This is a genomic window from Pseudomonas sp. 10(2024), assembly GCF_045164175.1.
GTDB lineage: Bacteria > Pseudomonadota > Gammaproteobacteria > Pseudomonadales > Pseudomonadaceae > Aquipseudomonas > Aquipseudomonas alloputida.
Genome location: NZ_CP174006.1, coordinates 812291 through 832072, shown reverse-complemented (window position 1 = coordinate 832072; position 19782 = coordinate 812291). Strand labels below are relative to the sequence as shown.

Annotated in this window: 18 protein-coding genes, 1 tRNA gene and 1 pseudogene; 15 read left to right on the top strand and 5 right to left on the bottom strand. The window is 59.5% G+C overall.

The window, feature by feature from the left end; genetic code table 11:
• Positions 1 to 82: 82 nt before the first annotated feature.
• Genes murI through hemA form a run of 5 tightly spaced genes read right to left on the bottom strand, consistent with a single transcriptional unit; the run spans position 83 to position 4808 of the window.
• The gene (gene murI / locus ACI7M0_RS03765; RefSeq protein ID WP_129932907.1) at positions 83 to 880 is read right to left on the bottom strand and encodes a glutamate racemase; all 798 of its coding nucleotides are present in this window, start codon (positions 878 to 880) and stop codon (positions 83 to 85) included.
• A complete protein-coding gene (locus tag ACI7M0_RS03760; RefSeq protein WP_129932906.1) occupies positions 873 to 1628 on the bottom strand; it encodes a molybdopterin-synthase adenylyltransferase MoeB in 756 nt (251 codons plus the stop codon). Before ACI7M0_RS03760 ends, murI begins: the two co-directional genes overlap by 8 nt.
• Positions 1622 to 2452, bottom strand: a complete 831-nt coding sequence (prmC, locus tag ACI7M0_RS03755) for a peptide chain release factor N(5)-glutamine methyltransferase (RefSeq protein WP_129932905.1) — start codon at positions 2450 to 2452, stop codon at positions 1622 to 1624. Before prmC ends, ACI7M0_RS03760 begins: the two co-directional genes overlap by 7 nt.
• On the bottom strand, positions 2452 to 3534 hold the full coding sequence (prfA, locus tag ACI7M0_RS03750) for a peptide chain release factor 1 (protein ID WP_003247392.1): 1083 nt from the start codon (positions 3532 to 3534) through the stop codon (positions 2452 to 2454). Before prfA ends, prmC begins: the two co-directional genes overlap by 1 nt.
• Positions 3531 to 4808, bottom strand: a complete 1278-nt coding sequence (gene hemA, locus ACI7M0_RS03745; protein WP_010951977.1) for a glutamyl-tRNA reductase — start codon at positions 4806 to 4808, stop codon at positions 3531 to 3533. The genes prfA and hemA overlap by 4 nt, the downstream gene beginning before the upstream one ends.
• Before the next feature lie 806 nt (positions 4809 to 5614).
• Between hemA and ACI7M0_RS03740 the strand changes: the two genes are divergently transcribed.
• The 15 genes and pseudogenes from ACI7M0_RS03740 (at position 5615) to ychF (ending at position 19776) form a co-directional block, all read left to right on the top strand.
• Positions 5615 to 6808: a hypothetical protein gene (locus ACI7M0_RS03740; protein ID WP_256658250.1), complete on the top strand. Its 1194-nt coding sequence runs from the start codon at positions 5615 to 5617 to the stop codon at positions 6806 to 6808.
• Positions 6809 to 6831: 23 nt separating this feature from the next.
• Entirely contained in the window at positions 6832 to 7449 is a 618-nt protein-coding gene (locus tag ACI7M0_RS03735; protein WP_129932904.1) for a phosphatidylcholine/phosphatidylserine synthase, read from the top strand.
• 12 nt (positions 7450 to 7461) lie between these two features.
• Entirely contained in the window at positions 7462 to 8772 is a 1311-nt protein-coding gene (locus ACI7M0_RS03730) for an ATP-grasp domain-containing protein (protein ID WP_129932903.1), read from the top strand.
• Between the two features lie 59 nt (positions 8773 to 8831).
• Positions 8832 to 11192: a PEP/pyruvate-binding domain-containing protein gene (locus ACI7M0_RS03725; RefSeq protein WP_129932902.1), complete on the top strand. Its 2361-nt coding sequence runs from the start codon at positions 8832 to 8834 to the stop codon at positions 11190 to 11192.
• Positions 11189 to 11791: a type 1 glutamine amidotransferase gene (locus ACI7M0_RS03720; protein WP_129932901.1), complete on the top strand. Its 603-nt coding sequence runs from the start codon at positions 11189 to 11191 to the stop codon at positions 11789 to 11791. The genes ACI7M0_RS03725 and ACI7M0_RS03720 overlap by 4 nt, the downstream gene beginning before the upstream one ends.
• Positions 11788 to 12513, top strand: coding sequence for a phosphocholine cytidylyltransferase family protein (locus ACI7M0_RS03715; RefSeq protein WP_129932900.1), 726 nt, complete (start codon positions 11788 to 11790; stop codon positions 12511 to 12513). Before ACI7M0_RS03720 ends, ACI7M0_RS03715 begins: the two co-directional genes overlap by 4 nt.
• A gap of 84 nt (positions 12514 to 12597) precedes the next feature.
• Positions 12598 to 12726 (top strand): annotated as a pseudogene (locus ACI7M0_RS03710) (IS5/IS1182 family transposase); the annotation flags it as partial.
• A gap of 255 nt (positions 12727 to 12981) precedes the next feature.
• Complete coding sequence (locus ACI7M0_RS03705) at positions 12982 to 14703, top strand: tetratricopeptide repeat protein (RefSeq protein WP_129932899.1); 1722 nt, start codon at positions 12982 to 12984, stop codon at positions 14701 to 14703.
• Between the two features lie 4 nt (positions 14704 to 14707).
• Positions 14708 to 15325, top strand: coding sequence for a lipoprotein insertase outer membrane protein LolB (lolB, locus tag ACI7M0_RS03700; protein ID WP_010951969.1), 618 nt, complete (start codon positions 14708 to 14710; stop codon positions 15323 to 15325).
• Positions 15326 to 15329: 4 nt separating this feature from the next.
• Positions 15330 to 16190 (top strand): 4-(cytidine 5'-diphospho)-2-C-methyl-D-erythritol kinase, encoded by an 861-nt coding sequence (gene ispE, locus ACI7M0_RS03695; protein WP_129932898.1) that lies wholly within the window; start codon positions 15330 to 15332, stop codon positions 16188 to 16190.
• Between the two features lie 20 nt (positions 16191 to 16210).
• Positions 16211 to 16285, top strand: a tRNA-Gln gene (locus tag ACI7M0_RS03690).
• A gap of 48 nt (positions 16286 to 16333) precedes the next feature.
• On the top strand, positions 16334 to 17275 hold the full coding sequence (locus ACI7M0_RS03685) for a ribose-phosphate pyrophosphokinase (protein WP_003247410.1): 942 nt from the start codon (positions 16334 to 16336) through the stop codon (positions 17273 to 17275).
• Between the two features lie 118 nt (positions 17276 to 17393).
• Complete coding sequence (locus ACI7M0_RS03680) at positions 17394 to 17987, top strand: 50S ribosomal protein L25/general stress protein Ctc (protein WP_020190538.1); 594 nt, start codon at positions 17394 to 17396, stop codon at positions 17985 to 17987.
• Between the two features lie 79 nt (positions 17988 to 18066).
• Positions 18067 to 18651 (top strand): aminoacyl-tRNA hydrolase, encoded by a 585-nt coding sequence (pth, locus tag ACI7M0_RS03675; RefSeq protein WP_003247413.1) that lies wholly within the window; start codon positions 18067 to 18069, stop codon positions 18649 to 18651.
• Positions 18652 to 18675: 24 nt separating this feature from the next.
• On the top strand, positions 18676 to 19776 hold the full coding sequence (gene ychF / locus ACI7M0_RS03670; RefSeq protein ID WP_003247414.1) for a redox-regulated ATPase YchF: 1101 nt from the start codon (positions 18676 to 18678) through the stop codon (positions 19774 to 19776).
• Positions 19777 to 19782: the final 6 nt, after the last annotated feature.

Sequence of the window (19782 nt, the reverse complement as noted above, 5' to 3'; positions counted from 1 at the left end):
GCTGTTGTTTGTCCGCCTCATCTCAGGCAAAGCGGTAGAAAGCAGAAGTGGAACGATAGTTCAGCCTTTTTTCACGTTTTTTTCACAACGCAAAGCTTTGCACATCGTCGGACTTATGCCACAGCACAGGTAGGATTTTTCTTAAGGCTTCTGGGTCAGCGCTTGTCCAGAAGCGTGCAGCGCCGGCCGGGCCTTCGGCCAACAGATCATTGGCACCCAACAGCCGTTGCAACTGACGCGCCACGGCCGCGCCGGTGTCGATGATGGCCACGTCATCCGGGACCATGCCGGCCAGCAATGGGCGAAGGAAAGGGTAATGGGTGCAGCCGAGGATCAGCGTATCGCAACCTGCAGTCAGTAGCGGCTGCACATAACCTTGCAACAGCTGGCGCACCGCCGGGCTTACCAGGTCACCGGCTTCGATCAGCTCGACCAGCCCTGGGCAAGGTTGGGTAATAACCTGTACGTCATTCGCGAAGCGATCGAGCAAGGCTGCGAACTTGGCACTCTGCAGGGTACCGGTGGTGGCCAGCACACCGACCACGCCCGAGCGGGTGGCTGCCGCTGCAGGCTTGACGGCCGGTTCCATGCCCACCAACGGCCAGGTCGGATACAACTCACGCAGGTCGGCCACTGCCGCCACCGTGGCAGTGTTGCAGGCCAGGACCATGGCCTTTGCGCCTTGTTCATGGAAGAACCCGGCAATGCGTCGGCAGCGCTCGCGGATATAGTCCGGCGACTTCTCACCGTAGGGTATATGCCCGCAATCGCCCACATACAGCAACGTTTCGTTGGGCAGCAGGCGCTGGATCTCGGCAAGCACCGACAATCCGCCAACCCCCGAGTCCATGACGCCGATCGGCGCCGAGCGCTCAGCCATCGCGCTTACCACAGACCGTGCAAGCCGGGTCGCGCTTGACACGAAGCTCGCGGATACGGGTGCCAAGGGCATCGATCAACAGCAAGCGGCCGATCAACGGCTCACCGAAGCCAGCCAGCAACTTCATCGCCTCCAGGGCCTGCAGGCTACCCACCAGCCCCACCAGCGGGCCAATGACGCCTGCTTCGCTGCAGGTCAGTTCAGCTTCGCTACCATGCCCGTACAGGCAGTGATAGCACGGACTGTAGTCACGCCGCGGGTCGAACACCGACAGCTGACCTTCCAGACGGATTGCCGCTCCGCTGACCAGCGGCTTGCCGGCGGCGACACAGGCAGCGTTGACCGCCTCGCGGGTAGAGAAATTGTCGGAGCAGTCCAGCACCAGGTCGACCGCCGCCACCGCAGCCACCAGCGAGTCCTCGTCCAGTGCCTGGCGGTGAGCAACCAGGCTGACTTCCGGGTTGATTGCCTGCAAGCGCTGCAAGGCCGAGTCGACCTTGCTCATGCCAACGCTGGCACTGTCGTGGATGACCTGGCGTTGCAGGTTGGTCAGGTCGACGGTGTCGAAGTCGGCCAGGTGCAGCTCACCCACGCCAGCGGCGGCCAGGTACAGGGCGACTGGCGAGCCCAGGCCACCCAGCCCGATGATCAGCGCTTTGCTCTGCTTGAGCCGCAGCTGGCCATCGATGTCGATCTGGGCCAGCAGCACCTGGCGGCTGTAACGCAGCAGTTCCTGATCACTCAGCATGGCAGTCGCCCCAGGGTAACGCGTTCATGGCCGCCCAGGTCCGTGCGGCTGGCCACCTCGATAAAGCCATGTTCAGCCAGCAGAGCGCGTACCGCCGCCGCCTGATCGTAGCCATGTTCCAGCAGTAGCCAACCACCTGGCAACAAGTGCGCGGGGGCCTGGGCGGCGATCACGCGAAGGTCGTCCAGGCCATCGACACCGGCCACCAGGGCACTGCTGGGTTCGAAGCGCACGTCGCCGGCCACCAGGTGCGGGTCTTCAGCGGCGATGTAGGGCGGGTTGCTGACAATGAGGTCGAAACGCTCCCCGGCCAGGCTGTCGAACCAGTGGCTTAGCCGTACCCGAGCGTTGGCCAGGCCCAACCGCTGGCGGTTGCGCTCGGCGAGGGCAGCAGCCTCCTCCACCCGGTCAACCGCTGTCACCTGCCAGGCCGGGCGCTCGCTGGCCAGCGCCAGAGCGATGGCACCCGTACCGGTACCCAGGTCGAGAACCTTGGCGGGCGAAGCGGGTTGCAGTTCAAGCGCCGTCTCGACCAGCAGCTCGGTATCCGGCCGCGGGATCAGGGTATGCGGCGCGACCTCCAGGTCGATCTTCCAGAAGCCCTGCAGCCCAAGGATATAGGCCACTGGCTCGCCGCCACGGCGGCGCTTCAGGTAGCCGGCATAGGTCTCTGCATCTTCGCTGCTGACAATACGCTCGGGCCAGGTATGCAGGTAGCTGCGCGATTTACCGATGGCCGCAGCCAGCAGCAGTTCGGCATCCAGGCGCTCAGTGGGCGATTCAGGCAACTGCGCGTTGCGCAACAGGCTGGCGATGACAGTCATCAGTCCCCCAAGGCGGCCAGTTGATCGGCCTGGTATTCGGCCAGCAGCGGTTCGATCACCGCGTCTACGCCACCGCTGAGGATGTCGTCCAGCGAATACAAGGTCAGGTTGATGCGGTGATCGGTCACCCGCCCCTGTGGATAATTGTAGGTGCGGATGCGCTCGGAGCGGTCACCGGAACCCACCAGCAGCTTGCGCTCACTGGCAATGGCGTTCTGCGCGGCACTGGTCTGCATGTCGTTCAGCTTGGCCGACAGCCAGGACATGGCGCGAGCACGGTTCTTGTGCTGCGAGCGCTCCTCCTGGCATTCGACCACGATACCGGTGGGCAAGTGAGTGATACGGATCGCCGAATCGGTCTTGTTGACGTGCTGGCCGCCGGCACCGGAGGCACGGTAGGTATCCACGCGCAAGTCGGCCGGGTTGATTTCGATGGCGGCCTGCTCGTCCGGCTCGGGGAGCACCGCCACCGTGCACGCGGAAGTGTGAACACGGCCTTGGGACTCGGTCTCGGGCACACGCTGAACCCGGTGTGCACCGGACTCGAACTTGAGCTTGCCGTAGACATTCTCGCCCTCGACGCGGGCAATGATTTCCTTGTAGCCGCCGTGCTCGCCTTCGTTCTCGGACAAGATCTCCAGGCGCCAGCCGCGCTTTTCGGCGTAGCGCGAATACATGCGGAACAGGTCACCAGAGAAGATGGCTGCTTCGTCGCCACCCGTACCGGCGCGGATTTCGAGAAACACGTTGCGACCGTCGTTGGGGTCTTTGGGCAGCAGCATGCGTTGCAGCTGCGCCTCCAGGGTCAACAGTTGCTCCTTGGCTTCACGCACCTCTTCCACGGCCATTTCACGCAGGTCCGGGTCACTGTCCTTGAGCAGCGCCTGGGCGCCTTCGAGGTCGTCCTGGACTTTACGCCACTCTTTATAAGCAGCGTAGACCGGCTCTACCTCGGCATACTCGCGGGAGTAGGCGCGAAAACGCGTCTGGTCGGAAATAACCTCGGCGTCACCGAGCAGGGCGGTGAGTTCTTCAAAACGGTCCTGGAGGATTTCCAGTTTGTTCAGCAGCGACGCTTTCATTGCGGGGATTTGTCCGTGGAGCCCTCGTTGAGGGCAAAGAGTTCCTGGGCCATGGCCAGCGCATCGAGGCGGCCCTCGGCCGAGAGCTTTTTCAGCTGCACGCTGGGCGCATGCAGGAGTTTGTTGGTCAGGCCCCGGGCCAGTTGGGCCAGCACGTCTTCGGGGTTGCCGCCATTGGCCAGCAGGCGCAGGGCCTTTTGCAGTTCTTCGTCGCGAAGGCGCTCACTTTGCTGGCGATAGGCCCTGAGCACGTCCACCGCAGCCAGTTCGCGCAGGCGCAGCATGAAGTCTTCGGCGCCCACGGATACCAGCTCTTCGGCCGCCTGGGCCGCGCCCTGGCGGCTCTTGAGGTTTTCCGCCACTACATCGTGCAGGTCGTCGACGGTGTACAGGTAGACATCATCCAGCTCGCCGACTTCGGTTTCGATATCGCGAGGGACAGCGATGTCGACCATGAAGATCGGCTTGTGTCGGCGCTGTTTCAGTGCGCTCTCGACCGCGCCCTTGCCCAGAATCGGCAACTGACTGGCGGTGGAACTGATCACGATGTCACTGTTGGCCAGTTCCTGTGGGATGTCTGCCAGCAGCACGGCATGCGCACCGAACTGCTCGGCCAGGATGCTGGCGCGCTCCAGGGTGCGGTTGGCCACCACGATACGGCGTACGCCCTGCTCGTGCAGGTGGCGGGCGACCAGGGTGATGGTTTCGCCGGCACCGATCAGCAGGGCCTGGCTGCGGCCCAGGTCGGCGAAAATCTGCTTGGCCAGGCTGACCGCGGCGAACGCAACCGAAACCGGGTTTTCACCGATGGCCGTATCGGTACGCACCTGCTTGGCGGCGCTGAAGGTGGCCTGGAACAGGCGCCCGAGCAACGGCCCGACGGTACCGGCTTCGCGGGCCACGGCGTAAGCGGACTTCATCTGGCCGAGGATCTGAGGCTCGCCGAGAACCAGCGAGTCCAGGCCCGAGGCCACGCGCATCATGTGCTTCACGGCGTCGTGCTCTTCATGCACGTAGGCGCTGGCGCGCAGCTCGTCGATGCTGAGGCGGTGATAGTCGGCCAGCCACTGCAGCACGGCGTCGGCGGACAGGTGGTCCTGCTCTATATAGAGCTCACTGCGGTTGCAGGTCGACAGGATCGCCGCCTCGCGGCTGGACGTCAGTCGGCAGAGCTGCTGCAGGGCGTCTACCAGCTGCTCTGGGGTAAACGCCACGCGCTCGCGTACGTCTACCGAGGCAGTCTTATGGTTGATACCAAGTGCAAGAAAGGCCATGCAAGGTCGCTGGTTGTGACGGGAAGCCGATAATTGTCCTCTTTCGCAGGTTTTTGGACAACCACCGTTCGCTATTGTGCTGATAGTCCTGCGGCTACCGCCTTTTCGTAGCCTGCCCTAGCGGTGTTTGCAGGTCTTGCCGGCTTTTGATCTGGCTTTTGATCCTGATCTTGATCTTCGCGACTTCAGGAGGCCGAACGCAGGCCTTGCGCAGGGAGGTGACGGGCATGGATGCCCGTCAAGCGCTGTGCCCCAGGATGGGGCCTGCAGCGCGGTCCTCCCGGGAGCAAGCCCTACGCTCGGCCTCCTGAAGTCGCAATCTGCAGCGCCTGATCAACCGCGCGCTTAGAAGCGACAGTAAGAGCAAAAGCCAGAGCCATCGGCTCGACATCGCCCTAGCCAACTACGCCGACCGGGTCGAGAAGACTTTTGACATATTTCCAAAAGATTTATCCACGGTCTTGTAGTCCATTTCCCAAATACATGCCCAACTGTTGCCCTACCCTCCTTCCGGACCTAGTCTTGACACCGCTACATCGATATTCCTCACTGAGACAGCGATACGAGTTGGATAGCATCGAGCTATCAGTCAGTCGGTTTCCAGCTATTAATTTTGCCGATGATTAGAAGCTTTATTGATGAGGTTTAGTAGCGGTAATGACGAACTGGAATGATGCACACTTACTTGATGACACACCAACAAGAAGCATTTTTATATTTCATTTTTGTTAAGCTTATCTTAAAAACGATTTCCAATGCAGGGTATGCTTCGTGCATGGCAGGAAGCTATATAATAGGCGCGAGCAATGGAAGAATTTGCAGCATCTCGTAGGCACTCAGTGCTTCTTTGGGGCGTTAACTTGTGTGCTATTTCGGCCTCTACGCTGAGCTATATTTATTTTTCCTACTATATTTATGCTCATACTGCTAGCCTAATACTTTCCCAAGTAGTGCTGTTTGCACCAATGGTTCTGCCGGTAATTCTTGTCGTTCCAATCTACCGACTGGCTGACTATCTAGCACCACGCACCTTGCTGTGGAGTTCCAACTTGCTGTCGCTGGGCTGCGCGGCGGCCACCTACAAGATCCTGCCACATCATGTGGAAGTCGCCGTGTTAGGCGCGGTAGTCATTGGCACCCTGGATGCGCTGCAACGGGTAGGGCGTATTGTTGCCATCAAGTGTTATTTCCCGGGTGCGCAAATCGCCAGCTCAGTGCCTCTGACACTCACCGCACAATTCATTGCCGGCGGCCTGGCAGGCATCAGTCTGCTACTGTTCAAAGCCAACATGACGCCTGGGTTAGCCCTGCTCATTACTGTCAGTCTTTTTTCCATCGCGGCTTTGGCGGCCTATCTACTACCTGCGCCAACAAAGCCTCCGATCACCGTGCAGGTCGCACCAAGACTATTGACTGCCCTTGGTTCGCTTTTGCAGGAGTATCCCGCGCTACGCCTCAGCCTCTATCAGTTCATCGTCTTCGTCAGCCTTTTTCAGGGCTTCTTCAATGTGTCCAGGGTGCTGTTACCGGCCCATGTGCTGGGCTTGGGAGAGGCGTATGTCGGTTTGTTGCAGGCCGTCAATAGTGTGGCAGCTTTGGTGGGCGCAGTACTGTTCTATCGTTTGGGCAAGTGTAATGTGCAACCGCTACCTATGCCGATGGCTGTAGTCAGCGGCCTGTTCATGATGCTCGCAGCGTTCGGCCATGATATTCAGTCCAGTTACATCGCGTATTTTCTCTACATATTCTTTTTCGAACTGGCATTTTTCAAATTGCAAGCCGATCTTGTCAGAAGCACACCTACCAGCGCCATGCCGTTGATGGCATCTGTCCAGTATGCGGGGGTCTACTTAGGCATGATAATCACCATCTTCGCCGGATCAATACTGGTTAAGTATGTTGGCCTGTTCAGCACGAGCATTATCTTCGTTGCTTTCTATTTCGTCGCATCCAACGCCCTGCGAACGGCAGTTGCGATCAAGGGAAAACAACCTGTCTAAATAATTTCTTCAAGGAGAACAATATGCCCACATTGGCGCGTGTGTTTCCGTTCGTCCGTCTTTTGGATTTGGCGAACATATTAACAATGTTCAATATCGGCCTGGCCTTCGGTACTGTTTATTTTGCGTTGCAAAGACGGTTTGTTCTGGCGGCGACGGTGATTTGCCTGGCCGCGATGCTCGACTTCCTTGACGGCCACATAGCCCGGCGCTACCTGGCTGCGAACAGCGCGCAACGGGCCTTCGGCAAGCATCTAGACAGTTTTGCCGACTTGCTCAATTTCAGCATCACGCCAGCCCTTGTCATCCTAATCCTCGACCACTCTCTTTCGGCCACGCTGGCCGCAGTAACTCTGGTTTTCACGGCCATTTTGCGGCTATCGCTGTTTGGCATGCCCAACACATCGGCTGGCGGGGGATATCAGGGGCTACCCACCACATATTCAGGATTTGTCTTTGCGCTGGCGCTGATGGGGTTATCGGCCGGGCATTACGGTGCCGGTGTGATCGTCGGCCTAATGGCCCTGGTCGGCATCCTCCAGGTCACCAGCTTGAGAATTCCCAAGTATGGCGCACCTTCGACGGTCGCTTGCTTCGCAATGCTGTTCGGGCTCAGCACTATTTACTTTCATCCCTGGTAATCCGAGGTTCCAATGAAACACGTGGTTTTCGTCGACAGCACCGTAAGCGGCCTGCTGGCTTTTGAGGCAGCCAAACGGCTTGGCTGCCACGTCACCTTCATTCATCAGCGCGACGCCTCGTTCCTGACGATCTCGATCAAGGACGACACCTCCCGTCTCGAGCCTTACCTGCGATATGTGGATGCTTATTTGCGTATCGATAATCTGGAAGGCGGCGAATTCAGCCGGTTGTTGGCCAACCTGCACGCAGAGCGCCCTATTGACGCCCTGATCTCTACCTCTGAAGCAGCCATAGTACCGGTGGCGCGGGAGGCCCAGCGCATCGGCACCCTCTACCCGAGGTACGAAGCTCTGTGCGGGGCGGTATACAAGAGTCGACTGCGCGAAACGCTGCGGGCACACGGACTACGCTCTCCTGATTTTGAAGTACTAAGCGAGGAGCAACTGATCAATGGGGTCGTTCCGAGTTTGCCGCTGCCATTCGTTGTCAAGCCGACCCGAGGGTTCGCCAAGCAGTTTTCCGCCATTTGCCATAGCCAGACCGACTTTGACGCCTTTCTCTCCGAGCTGCGCCAGAGTCGCAAGGGTGCTGATCCTATGATCGACCACTTGGTAAGCCGCGACTATCTGGTCGAGCAATACATCGACGGTACATTGCATTCAGCGGAAGTCATCGTCCAGGACAGCAAGGTCTCCTGCTTTGCGACCACCATCCGTTTCCGCGCCGACTATAGCGAAATATTAGAAATGACCGCGACCATGCCGTCAGGCCTTGACGCAGCACAGCGCGACGAGATCAAAGCATATGTGCAGGCAGTGTTCAGCGCTCTGGGGCTGGATGTTGGCCTTTATCATGTTGAACTGTTGCGCGATGCCAAAGGGCCCTGTCTAGTGGAGATCAACGCACGCATGATGGGTAGCGTAGCGCCGCAGATGTACCGGATGCTGACCGGCATCGACCCGTTCGAACTGCTAGTCCGTCTGCACCTGGGCGAGCCCATTCTAATTGACGACTCAGTGCTTCAGCGCGCAGGTAGCGTCGTAACTGTCGCCTCCCGCAATGGCGGTAATATCGCCCACGACTACGACCCCGACACCCTACAGCCATTACTGGACAAGTACGCCATCCGGTTTTGCACCGCCCACGTTGCGCCTGGCCAGGCGGTAAACGTTTATAGCGGCAACATCGGCACAATTGGCCACGTCATCGTTGAGGACGACTGCCCCCACTCTGCGGCGAAAAAGGGCAATCGCTTCCTGCGCGAGCTGTCCTCACTTTACGGCCTTGAACTCGCGACTTATACCGGCGCCGAATTGGCTTAAACCTGACATGAACTGACAGCCCCCTGCAACGGACTGATTCGACTGATTAGGGAAGACATATGTACTCAGTAAATCCTTCTCCCGTGTTCGCTTTTTCCGGCAAGGCCGATACCCTGCAGCAACTGGCACCACTTCTGAGCACCGGGCAAGTGTTGCCCCTTCATCGATTCACCGTGGCACAGTGGCGGGAGGACTGGCAGGCAGTGATCGCGCACTGTCAGGAGTTCTTTGGCGATGAGCCGCTGATTGTACGATCCAGCTGCCTAGCCGAAGACCGCGACGGCCATTCCGGTGCAGGAATGTACGCGTCAGTTCTAGATGTGTGTGGCGGCCAGGCACTCGGCGAAGCCATCAACACGGTGATCGCCTCCTACGGCCTAGCTCGCGAGCGCGATGAGGTGCTGGTGCAGCAGATGGCGAGAGGAGTATTGGCCAGCGGAGTGGCGATGACCCGTGATCCAGAGACGGGTTTGCCATATTACGTAGTTGACTATGTACCAGGTGCCAGCACTGACGGTGTCACTAACGGCAACGAGACTGTGCATGCTTTCGTCTCCCTTGACAGCGAGGCGGCAAGCGAGCCTGCGGAATTACCAGGGCTGTTTGCGTTGCTCGAAGAGGTACAAGTTCTAACCGGGCGCGATGCCTTGGACATAGAGTTCGCGATCACTGTCGATGGCCCTCTGCTATTCCAAGTGCGTCCCATGACCGCAGATGGGCCCCGTAATGCCAGCGCACTTGCCGACGCCCAACTACGCAAAGTTTTGGAGCACGAGGTTTCCCAGCTCGAAGAGCTGATCTGCAAGCAACACCATCTGCGTCCTACGTCGACCGCCTTCCTTGGCCTTATGCCGGACTGGAACCCGGCGGAAATGATCGGTACCAAGCCGCGGGCGCTAGCCTACTCGCTATATAAGGAGCTGATCACTGACCTTAATTGGGCCTCTGCCAGATTCCGATACGGCTACCGGGATCTGCGGCGCAAACCGCTGATGTATCAGGTGGGTGGCTCTCCTTACATCTGCATTGCCCACAGCATCGAGTCATTCATCCCTGCCTCGGTACCTCAAGATGTTGCCGAGCGCGTAGTCGAACAGTGCGGCGAGTACTTGGCCATGCATCCTCATCTGCATGACAAGATCGAGTTCGCGATCATTCCTACTTGCTTCACGCCAGAGCTTACTAGCCCCGATGCCGCTGCCGCGCTGCCGGCGCTCCGGACTCTTAGTACCAAGCAGCACGAATGCTACTTGAACGAGCTACGCCAGTTGACCGAGCACATTATTTCCCCCAGCGGCCCGTTCTTCTCCGACCTGACACGTCTACCGAGTATTACTGACAAGGTGCAGAGTTTAATGGCGAGGCAACCTCGGGGCGAGTCCTTGCAACGTATGAGGAATGCTCTATCGGCGGCCAACGTGGTCGCTGAAGTATTCGCTGGCGCTGCCCGTGCAGCGTTCGTAGGTACCGCAATAATTAAATCGCTGGAAACAGCGGGGGTAGCATCTGCCGGTTTCATCGATCATGTGACCGGAGGGGTCAATAGTATCGGTCGCGAGATGGCCAACGATTTCCAGACTTTGCATAAGGACGATTTCCTAAAGCTCCACGGTCATGTCCGGCCGGGTACCTACGATATACGTGTGGCGCGCTACGACGAGACTCCGGAGAGTTATTTTGACTGGCAGCGCCCATTACAACGCCCCCCAAAATCTACGAACGGGCTAACTGTATCTCGGGCCCAGGTCAACGCCATGCAGCAAGCTTTCGACCAGTGCGGTCTTAACGTTTCCGCCGAGCAGTTCCTCCAATTTGCTCAGGCCGCTATTGCATCGCGCGAGAAGCTCAAATACCTCTATGCAGCGTTTGTTTCGGATGTTTTGCGCTCACTATGCGATTGGGGGGAGGTACATGGTCTTGACCGCGACCAACTCAGCTTTGCGCAAATCACCGACTTTACCCGCGGGTACGCCGACATTGATCGCAAACGTTTGCACCAAGCGATTGCCCACAACCGTAGCCGCTGGTATGAAACGCAGTTAGTCCGTACGCCAAGCATCATCTGTCAGCCGCAAGATCTATTCGGCCATCGAGTGCACTGGTGCAATCCCAACTTCATCACTCGAAGTGCCACTCATGCGCGGGTGGCCCATGTGCTTCCAGGGCAATTGGCACCGGACATAGAGGGTTGCATTGTCTTAATCGAAAACGCTGATCCGGGTTTTGATTGGATTTTTACCCACCGCATTGCTGGTTTCATCACCGCCTACGGAGGCGAGAACTCGCATATGTCGATCCGAGCGCGAGAGTTCGCCATTCCCGCAGCTATCGGCGTGGGCGATACTCGATTCAAAACCCTATTGGCGGCGACAAGCCTGCTGCTCGACTGCGCCGAGCGGCGTATACAGGTGCTGGCATGATTTTGATTGGGCTGACCATGCTCAGGCAGTTCAACGCCGAACGCCAGGAATGGCGGGACGCGCTCGACCAGCGCTGGGTTGAATTCTTAGGCCAATGTGGGCTGACCCCGCTGTACCTTCCAAACGATCCGAGAGTCAGCATGGCGTTAGTCCAATCATTGCGCCCTCAGGGCCTCCTGCTTACTGGTGGAGGGAGTTGCCAGGCCCTCAGTGGGACAGCCGACACACGCGACGTCACTGAGAGTGTCTTGCTTGATCTTGCGGAAAATCTACGGCTTCCGGTGCTCGGTGTATGCCGCGGCATGCAGGTAATGTTGACGCGAGCTGGCGGCACTTTGGAACGCTTGGCCGGCCATGTAGGTGAGCACATGATCAACATGCAAGAACAACGGCGGCGAGTGAATTCCTATCATGAATACGGCTTTCGCGAGGCGCCCGACGGCTACCGCGTACTAGCCCTGGCCGACGACGGCGTGATCGAGGCTGTGTATGACGACCACCGTCGGCATACCGGGATCATGTGGCACCCCGAGCGAGAACTAACTGCCGATCCATTGGATATTCAACGTGTGCGACATGCCTTTGGAGCTTTTTCATGAAAGCCATCATTCTTGCTGCTGGTCGCGGGAGCCGCTTACAAGCCCTGACCGATGAACGCCCCAAGGCCTTGGTACCCTTTAACGGTGTGCCACTGCTACAGCGCGCAATTGAAACGCTCCGTCGATGCGATGTCAGCGAGGTTGGCATCGTTGCAGGCTATCGAAGCGAAATGCTTACACCATTCGCCGACACTTTGTTTCACAACCACCGCTGGCACAGCTCCGGTATTTTCAGCTCTCTAAATTGCGCCAGCGATTGGTTGAGCGCAGAGCCTTGCCTTGTTAGCTACGGTGACATCTTCTACGACAGCACCCTAGTATCCGAGCTAATTAACCATCCAGCCGATATTGTCCTGGGCTACGATCCCGCTGCAGTGCGTCTCTGGCAGCAACGCTTCAACGAGCCGCTACCAGATCTGGAGAACTTCCGCTTAGTCGATGGATGGGTGAGCGCTATTGGACAGACCGCTACCAGTCTTGAAGTCATTCAGGGCCAGTACATGGGCTTGTTCAAAGTCACGCCAGCGGGTTGGCAGGCGTTGAAAAAGCAATTGCAAGGGCTCACGCCTCAGGCACGCGACCAAACTGACATGACATCGCTTTTAGGGACACTAGTCAGCGAAGGTTTTCCAGTCGCCGGCGTGGCGACGCACGCTCCCTGGGGAGAAATTGACTGCCCCAGCGACGTGGCACTATACGAGCGGATCTATCCTGACCGGTGATCTCGACAAAATTGTCGGTGCGACTAACCCTGACGGTAGATTCGAGGATCGCGGCGGGTAAATGGCTCAAGGTTTTTCAGGCTGCGCCTGGTTGAAAACGCCTTCGCCCGGTTGAAGCACTAGCGGGCGGCCGCATCGCGCTTCGACAAGCTCAAGCGGAATTATGAAAGCGCAGTGGCCATGGCCTGCGCCTTTCTTTGGCTACCCATGTGAAACGGGAACAGCCCCTAACTCCGCACATTACGCTTCTCATGGCGCTTGTGCTCTCCCATTTCCTGCTTCCAGGGACGTAAAATATACAGGCAGGGGCTGGGTCATTGCGTCGGAAGCCCCCTCGAACCTCTCCCCTACCCCGTTGTCCTACTCAGCACCACCCAGCCTGTAAACCACGACCTTCGCAGGTGGGTTTGCCTCCGCGCTTGTGTCATCATGCTCCGACCGCCGGTGAGTCCTCCTATAAGCCTTTCTATGAACAAACCATACGCATTGCTGCTTGCCTTCGCCCTGCTACAGGGCTGCCAAAGCCTAGCCCCGCAAAAGGCCGAGCCTCCCGTCGCCGAAGCTGGCAAGGGCGAGGCGGAAAAGCCCGTGGTGTATGGTTCGTTCAAGCAGGACACACTCTATAGCCTGTTGGTGGCAGAGCTGGCCGGCCAGCGCAACCGTTTCGACATCGCCCTGGCCAACTACACCGATCAGGCGGCAAAAACCCAGGACCCTGGGGTTTCCGAGCGCGCCTACCGCATTGCCGAGTACCTCGGCGCCGACGAGCCGTCACTGGAGAATGCGCTGGTCTGGGCGCGCAATGACCCGCAGAACCTCGACGCCCAGCGCGCCGCCGCCATCCAGCTGGCCCGCGCCGGTCGCTATGACGAGTCCATGACCTACATGGAAAAGGTACTGCAGGGCCAGGGCGACACCCACTTCGACTTCCTCGCCCTGTCCGCAGCCGAAACCGACCAGAGCACCCGCGACGGCCTGCTACACAGTTTCGAACGCCTGCTGCTGAAATACCCCGACAACGGCCAGCTGATATTCGGCAAGGCCCTGCTGCTGAACCAGGACGGCAAGACCGAAGAAGCCCTGGAACTGCTTGAGTCGCACCCGGCACAAAACGGCGAAGTCGCCCCGATCCTGCTGCGCGCCCGTCTGCTGCAGGCCCTGGACCGAGGTCCAGAGGCCCTGCCACTGCTGCGCGGGGCGATTCGCGACAACCCGGACGACAAACGCCTGCGCCTCACCTACGCTCGCACCCTGGTCGAACAGGACCGCATCGCCGATGCCAAAGGCGAGTTCATCAGCCTGGTCCAGCAATACCCCGATGATGACGAATTGCGCTACTCGCTGGCGCTGGTGTGCCTGGAGAACAAAGACTGGGATGAAGCCGAAGGCTACTTGCAGGAGCTGGTCGAGCGCGACAGCTACGTTGACGCCGCGCACCTGAACCTGGGCCGCATCCACGAGGAGCGCCACGACCCTGCTGGCGCTCTGCGTGAATACGCCATGGTCGGCCCGGGCCCAGATTACCTGCCGGCACAGCTGCGCCAGGCCGACATCCTGATCGCCAACGGCCGCGGCACCGAGGCCTCGCGCCTGCTCGCCGACGCGCGCGAAGCCCAGCCAGACTACGCCATCCAGCTATTCCTGATCGAATCGGAAAGCTACAGCAACAACAACAAGGACGCCCAGGCCAACCAGGTGCTGCAGCAAGCCATCCAGCGCTACCCGGACGACCTCAACCTGCTTTACACCCGCGCCATGCTGGCCGAGAAGCGCAACGATTTGACGCAGATGGAAAAAGACCTGCGCGCCATCATCGCCCGCGAGCCAGAAAACGCCATGGCCCTGAACGCCCTTGGCTACACACTGGCCGACCGCACCACCCGCTATGCCGAAGCCAAGGCGCTGATCGACAAAGCCCACCAGCTGACCCCCGATGACCCGGCAGTGCTCGACAGCCTGGGTTGGGTCAACTATCGCCTGGGCAACCTCGACGCAGCTGAAACCTACCTGCGCCAGGCCTTTGCCAACTTCCCCGACCACGAAGTGGCCGCCCACCTGGGCGAAGTGCTGTGGGCCAACGGCAAGCGCCGCGAAGCCCGCCAGGTATGGGCCAAGGGCTTCGAAGCCCAGGCCGACAGCCCTATCCTGCGCAAGACCCTCTTGCGCCTGACCGGATCCGAGACTCTTTAACGCCATGTTCCTGCGCCATTGCATCACCTTTACCTTGATCGCCCTGCTGGCCGGCTGCGCCGGCTTCGGTAGCCGTGAGGCCCTGCAGGGCCACGGCGACCCGCAACAGTGGCGCGCCCACAAAGCGCAGCTGAGCAGCCTCGATGGCTGGCAGATCAACGGCAAGGTCGGCATCCGCGCCCCGCGCGATTCCGGCAGCGGTACGCTGTTCTGGCTGCAACGCCAGGACTATTACGACATTCGCCTGGCCGGCCCGCTGGGCCGTGGCGCCGCGCGCCTTACCGGCCGCCCGGGTGGCGTGGTGCTGGAAGTGGCCAACCAGGGCCGCTACGAAGCCACCAGCCCGGAAGCCCTGCTGGAAGAACAACTGGGCTGGCAGCTGCCGGTTTCGCACCTGGTCTGGTGGGTGCGCGGCCTGCCCGCCCCCGACAGCAAGAGCAAGCTGACCCTGGATGGCGACAGCCGCCTGGCCAGCCTCGACCAGGACGGCTGGCAGGTGCAGTACCTGAGCTACACCGAACAGAACGGCTACTGGTTGCCCGAGCGCCTGAAGCTGCACGGCAAGGACCTGGACGTGACCCTGGTGGTCAAGGACTGGCAGCCGCGCCAGCTGGGGCACTGATCACATGCAAAAGCTCACCCTGCCCGCCCCGGCCAAGCTCAACCTGTGGCTGCACATCATCGGCCGCCGCGCAGACGGCTACCACGAACTGGAAACGGTGTTCCAGTTTCTCGACCACGGCGACGAACTGAGCTTCGCCCTGCGTGACGATGGCGTGATCCGCTTGCACACCGAGATCGAGGCAGTCCCCCACGACAGCAACCTGATCGTACGGGCCGCACGCATGCTGCAAGCTCAATCGGGCACCACGCTTGGCGCCGACATCTGGCTGACCAAGGTTCTACCCATGGGCGGTGGCATCGGCGGCGGCAGCTCGGACGCCGCGACCACTCTGCTGGCCCTCGCCCACCTGTGGCAACTGGACTGGGACGAAGACCGCCTGGCCGCACTGGGGCTTAGCCTGGGCGCCGATGTGCCGGTGTTCGTGCGCGGCCACGCAGCGTTCGCGCAAGGTGTAGGCGAACAGCTGACACCGGTCGACCCGATCGAACCCTGGTATGTCGTGCTGGTGCCGCAAGTGTCTGTCAGCACAGTAGAAATTTTTTCACATCCACAGTTGACACGTGATTCTCTCCCCCTTAAGATGCGCCCCGTTCCCGAGGGAAACAGTCGAAATGACTGCCAACCGGTGGTAGAGCAGAATTACCCAGAAGTTCGCAATGCGTTGAATTCACTGGGGAAATTCACTGAGGCTCGACTAACCGGCACTGGAAGTTGTGTGTTTGGGGCCTTCCCAAGCAAAGCCGATGCTGATAAAGTTCTGGCCCTTCTTTCAGCGACCCAAACAGGGTTTGTGGCCAAAGGAAGCAATATTTCGATGTTGCATCGTAAGCTGCAAAGTCTGGTCAAGAAGTCGAGCGCATGAGCGTTCGCAGCAACAGATACAGGGGCGTCGCCAAGCGGTAAGGCAGCAGGTTTTGATCCTGCCATGCGTTGGTTCGAATCCAGCCGCCCCTGCCATTTTCCTTATACTCATCCAGGTATACCCTCAGCCTTCAGGTACTGCGCGTGTCCAAGATGATGGTCTTTACGGGGAACGCTAACCCCGATCTGGCTCGGCGTGTCGTACGTCAGCTGCATATCCCTCTCGGTGACGTCTCTGTCGGTAAATTCTCCGACGGCGAGATCAGTACTGAGATCAATGAAAATGTTCGCGGTAAAGACGTTTTCATTATTCAGCCGACCTGCGCCCCGACCAACGATAACCTGATGGAACTGGTAGTGATGGCCGACGCCTTCCGCCGCTCCTCAGCATCCCGAATCACCGCCGTGATTCCCTACTTCGGATATGCCCGCCAGGACCGCCGTCCGCGTTCGGCACGTGTAGCCATCAGCGCCAAAGTCGTTGCTGACATGCTCACTGTCGTAGGTATCGACCGTGTACTCACCGTCGACCTGCACGCTGACCAGATCCAAGGCTTCTTCGATATCCCCGTCGACAACATCTACGGCTCGCCCGTACTGGTTGACGATATCGAAGACCAGCGTTTCGAGAACCTGATGATCGTCTCCCCGGACATCGGTGGTGTCGTGCGCGCACGCGCTGTCGCCAAGTCCCTGGGCGTCGATCTGGGTATCATCGACAAACGCCGCGAAAAGGCTAACCACTCCGAGGTTATGCACATCATCGGCGACGTCGAAGGGCGCACCTGCATCCTGGTAGACGACATGGTCGACACCGCCGGCACCCTGTGCCACGCGGCCAAGGCCCTGAAAGAGCACGGCGCTGCCAAGGTTTACGCCTATTGCACGCACCCTGTTCTGTCGGGCCGCGCAATCGAGAACATCGAGAAGTCGGTACTGGACGAGCTGGTGGTGACCAACACCGTTCCGCTGTCCGCCGCTGCTCAAGCCTGTGATCGTATCCGCCAGCTGGATATCGCACCGGTTGTCGCTGAAGCGGTACGCCGCATCAGCAACGAAGAATCGATCAGCGCGATGTTCCGCTAAGCGGGACACGTGTTGATGTGAAGCGCCCCGCCCCAACCTGTGTTGGGGCGGGGCTTTTTTGCCATCCCCGTTGGCGCTGGTCGCAAACGCCCTCGGGGGGCTATTTTGGAGAAACAAAATGACTGATTTTATTCTGAACGCCCAAGCGCGTACTGACCTGGGGAAAGGTGCGAGCCGCCGCCTGCGTCACTCGCTGAGCATCCCGGCCGTTGTCTACGGTGGTGGTAAAGAAGCTCAATCCCTGACCATCCTGGCCAAGGAAATCACCAAGCTGTTCGAAAACGAAGCTGCCTTCAGCCACGTTATCGAACTGAACGTTGACGGTGTTAAGCAGAACGTCATCATCAAGGCCATGCAGCGCCACCCAGCCAAGCAGTTCATCATGCACGCTGACTTCGTTCGCGTCGTTGCTGGCCAGAAGCTGACCGCCAAGGTTCCGGTTCACTTCATCAACGAAGAAGCCCCGGTCAAGAAAGGCGGCGAGATCTCCCACGTTGAGTCCGAGATCGAAGTTTCCTGCGAAGCCAAAGACCTGCCTGAGTTCATCGAAGTTGACCTGGGCAACGCCGAAATCGGCACCATCATCCACCTGTCGGACCTGAAAGCTCCGAAAGGCGTAGAGTTCGTCGCTCTGGCCCACGGTGATGACAAAGCTGTTGCCAACGTTCACGCTCCACGCGTTGCTCCAGAAGCAGAAGGCGCTGCCGAGTAATCCACTCGCACGCCGGCGTTGATCGGGTTACAGTGCCGCGCGCACTGTAACCCACCAACTCCAAGGAAGAGCCCCTGACGTGACCGCCATCCAGTTGATCGTTGGCCTGGGTAACCCCGGCCCCGAATACGAACAGACCCGGCATAACGCAGGGGCTCTTTTCGTTGAACGCCTTGCCAGCGCCCAGCGTGTTTCGCTGACCGCTGACAAAAAGTATTTCGGCCTGACGGCTAAATTCAGCCATCAGGGCAACGACGTTCGTTTGTTGATCCCCACCACCTACATGAACCGCAGCGGCCAGTCCGTAGCGGCCTTGGCCAATTTCTTCCGCATCAAGCCGGAAGCGATACTGGTGGCACACGACGAACTCGATCTGCCCCCAGGCGTTGCCAAGCTCAAACGCGGCGGCGGCCATGGTGGGCACAACGGCCTGCGCGACATCATCGCGCAGCTCGGCAACCAGAACGACTTTCACCGCCTGCGGCTTGGCATCGGCCACCCGGGTGACGCCAAACTGGTATCCAACTTCGTCCTGGGCCGCGCGCCGCGCGCCGAGCAGGAGAAGCTCGACGCCAGCATCGATTTTGCCCTCGGCGTGCTGCCGGACGTGCTTGCCGGCGACTTCGCCAAGGCGATGCGCGAGCTGCACAGCCAGAAGGCCTGATTTCCTTTAGAGAGGGGAATACCCATGGGTTTCAATTGCGGCATCGTCGGCCTGCCCAACGTCGGCAAGTCCACCCTGTTCAACGCCCTGACCAAGTCTGGCATCGCGGCGGAGAATTTCCCTTTCTGCACCATCGAGCCGAACAGCGGCATCGTGCCTATGCCCGACGCTCGCCTGGCTGCGCTGGCTGAAATCGTCAAGCCAAACCGCATCCTGCCGACCACCATGGAATTCGTCGACATCGCCGGCCTGGTTGCCGGTGCCTCGAAAGGCGAAGGCCTGGGCAACAAGTTCCTCGCCAACATCCGCGAGACCGACGCCATTGCCCACGTGGTGCGCTGCTTCGAAGACGAGAACGTGATCCACGTTTCCAACAGCGTCGACCCCAAGCGTGACATCGAGATCATCGACCTCGAACTGATCTTCGCCGACCTCGACAGCTGCGAAAAGCAACTGCAGAAGGTAGCCCGCAACGCCAAGGGCGGCGACAAGGATGCCTTGGCGCAAAAGGCCATTCTGGAAAAGCTGATCCCGCACTTCACCGAAGGCAAGCCTGCGCGCAGCCTGATGAAGCACATGGCTGACGACGAAAAGGCCGTCATCCGTGGCTTCCACCTGCTGACCAGCAAACCGGTGATGTACATTGCCAACGTGGCCGAAGACGGCTTCGACAACAACCCGCACCTGGACGTGGTCAAGGCCATTGCCGAGGAAGAAGGCGCGGTAGTGGTGCCGGTGTGCAACAAGATCGAAGCGGAAATCGCCGAGCTGGAAGACGGTGAAGAGAAGGACATGTTCCTCGAGGCCCTGGGCCTGGAAGAGCCTGGCCTGAACCGCGTGATCCGCGCCGGTTACGAGCTGCTGAACCTGCAGACCTACTTCACTGCCGGCGTGCAGGAAGTACGCGCCTGGACCGTTCGCGTCGGAGCCACTGCCCCGCAGGCAGCCGGCGTTATCCACACCGACTTCGAAAAAGGCTTCATCCGCGCTGAAGTGGTGGCCTATGACGACTTCATCCAGTTCAAGGGTGAAGCCGGTGCCAAGGAAGCCGGTAAGTGGCGTCTGGAAGGCAAAGACTACATCGTCAAAGACGGCGACGTGATGCACTTCCGCTTTAACGTCTAAGCGGTA

Coding starts and splice junctions, on each gene's coding strand:
- prmC (WP_129932905.1), bottom strand. CDS start 2,452: ATGACTGTCATCGCCAGCCTGTTGCGCAACGCGCAGTTGCCTGAATCG.
- ACI7M0_RS03680 (WP_020190538.1), top strand. CDS start 17,394: ATGACTGATTTTATTCTGAACGCCCAAGCGCGTACTGACCTGGGGAAA.
- hemA (WP_010951977.1), bottom strand. CDS start 4,808: ATGGCCTTTCTTGCACTTGGTATCAACCATAAGACTGCCTCGGTAGAC.
- ACI7M0_RS03725 (WP_129932902.1), top strand. CDS start 8,832: ATGTACTCAGTAAATCCTTCTCCCGTGTTCGCTTTTTCCGGCAAGGCC.
- ACI7M0_RS03715 (WP_129932900.1), top strand. CDS start 11,788: ATGAAAGCCATCATTCTTGCTGCTGGTCGCGGGAGCCGCTTACAAGCC.
- ispE (WP_129932898.1), top strand. CDS start 15,330: ATGCAAAAGCTCACCCTGCCCGCCCCGGCCAAGCTCAACCTGTGGCTG.
- lolB (WP_010951969.1), top strand. CDS start 14,708: ATGTTCCTGCGCCATTGCATCACCTTTACCTTGATCGCCCTGCTGGCC.
- murI (WP_129932907.1), bottom strand. CDS start 880: ATGGCTGAGCGCTCGGCGCCGATCGGCGTCATGGACTCGGGGGTTGGC.
- ACI7M0_RS03735 (WP_129932904.1), top strand. CDS start 6,832: ATGCCCACATTGGCGCGTGTGTTTCCGTTCGTCCGTCTTTTGGATTTG.
- ACI7M0_RS03740 (WP_256658250.1), top strand. CDS start 5,615: ATGGAAGAATTTGCAGCATCTCGTAGGCACTCAGTGCTTCTTTGGGGC.
- ACI7M0_RS03720 (WP_129932901.1), top strand. CDS start 11,189: ATGATTTTGATTGGGCTGACCATGCTCAGGCAGTTCAACGCCGAACGC.
- ACI7M0_RS03730 (WP_129932903.1), top strand. CDS start 7,462: ATGAAACACGTGGTTTTCGTCGACAGCACCGTAAGCGGCCTGCTGGCT.
- ACI7M0_RS03760 (WP_129932906.1), bottom strand. CDS start 1,628: ATGCTGAGTGATCAGGAACTGCTGCGTTACAGCCGCCAGGTGCTGCTG.
- prfA (WP_003247392.1), bottom strand. CDS start 3,534: ATGAAAGCGTCGCTGCTGAACAAACTGGAAATCCTCCAGGACCGTTTT.
- ACI7M0_RS03705 (WP_129932899.1), top strand. CDS start 12,982: ATGAACAAACCATACGCATTGCTGCTTGCCTTCGCCCTGCTACAGGGC.
- ychF (WP_003247414.1), top strand. CDS start 18,676: ATGGGTTTCAATTGCGGCATCGTCGGCCTGCCCAACGTCGGCAAGTCC.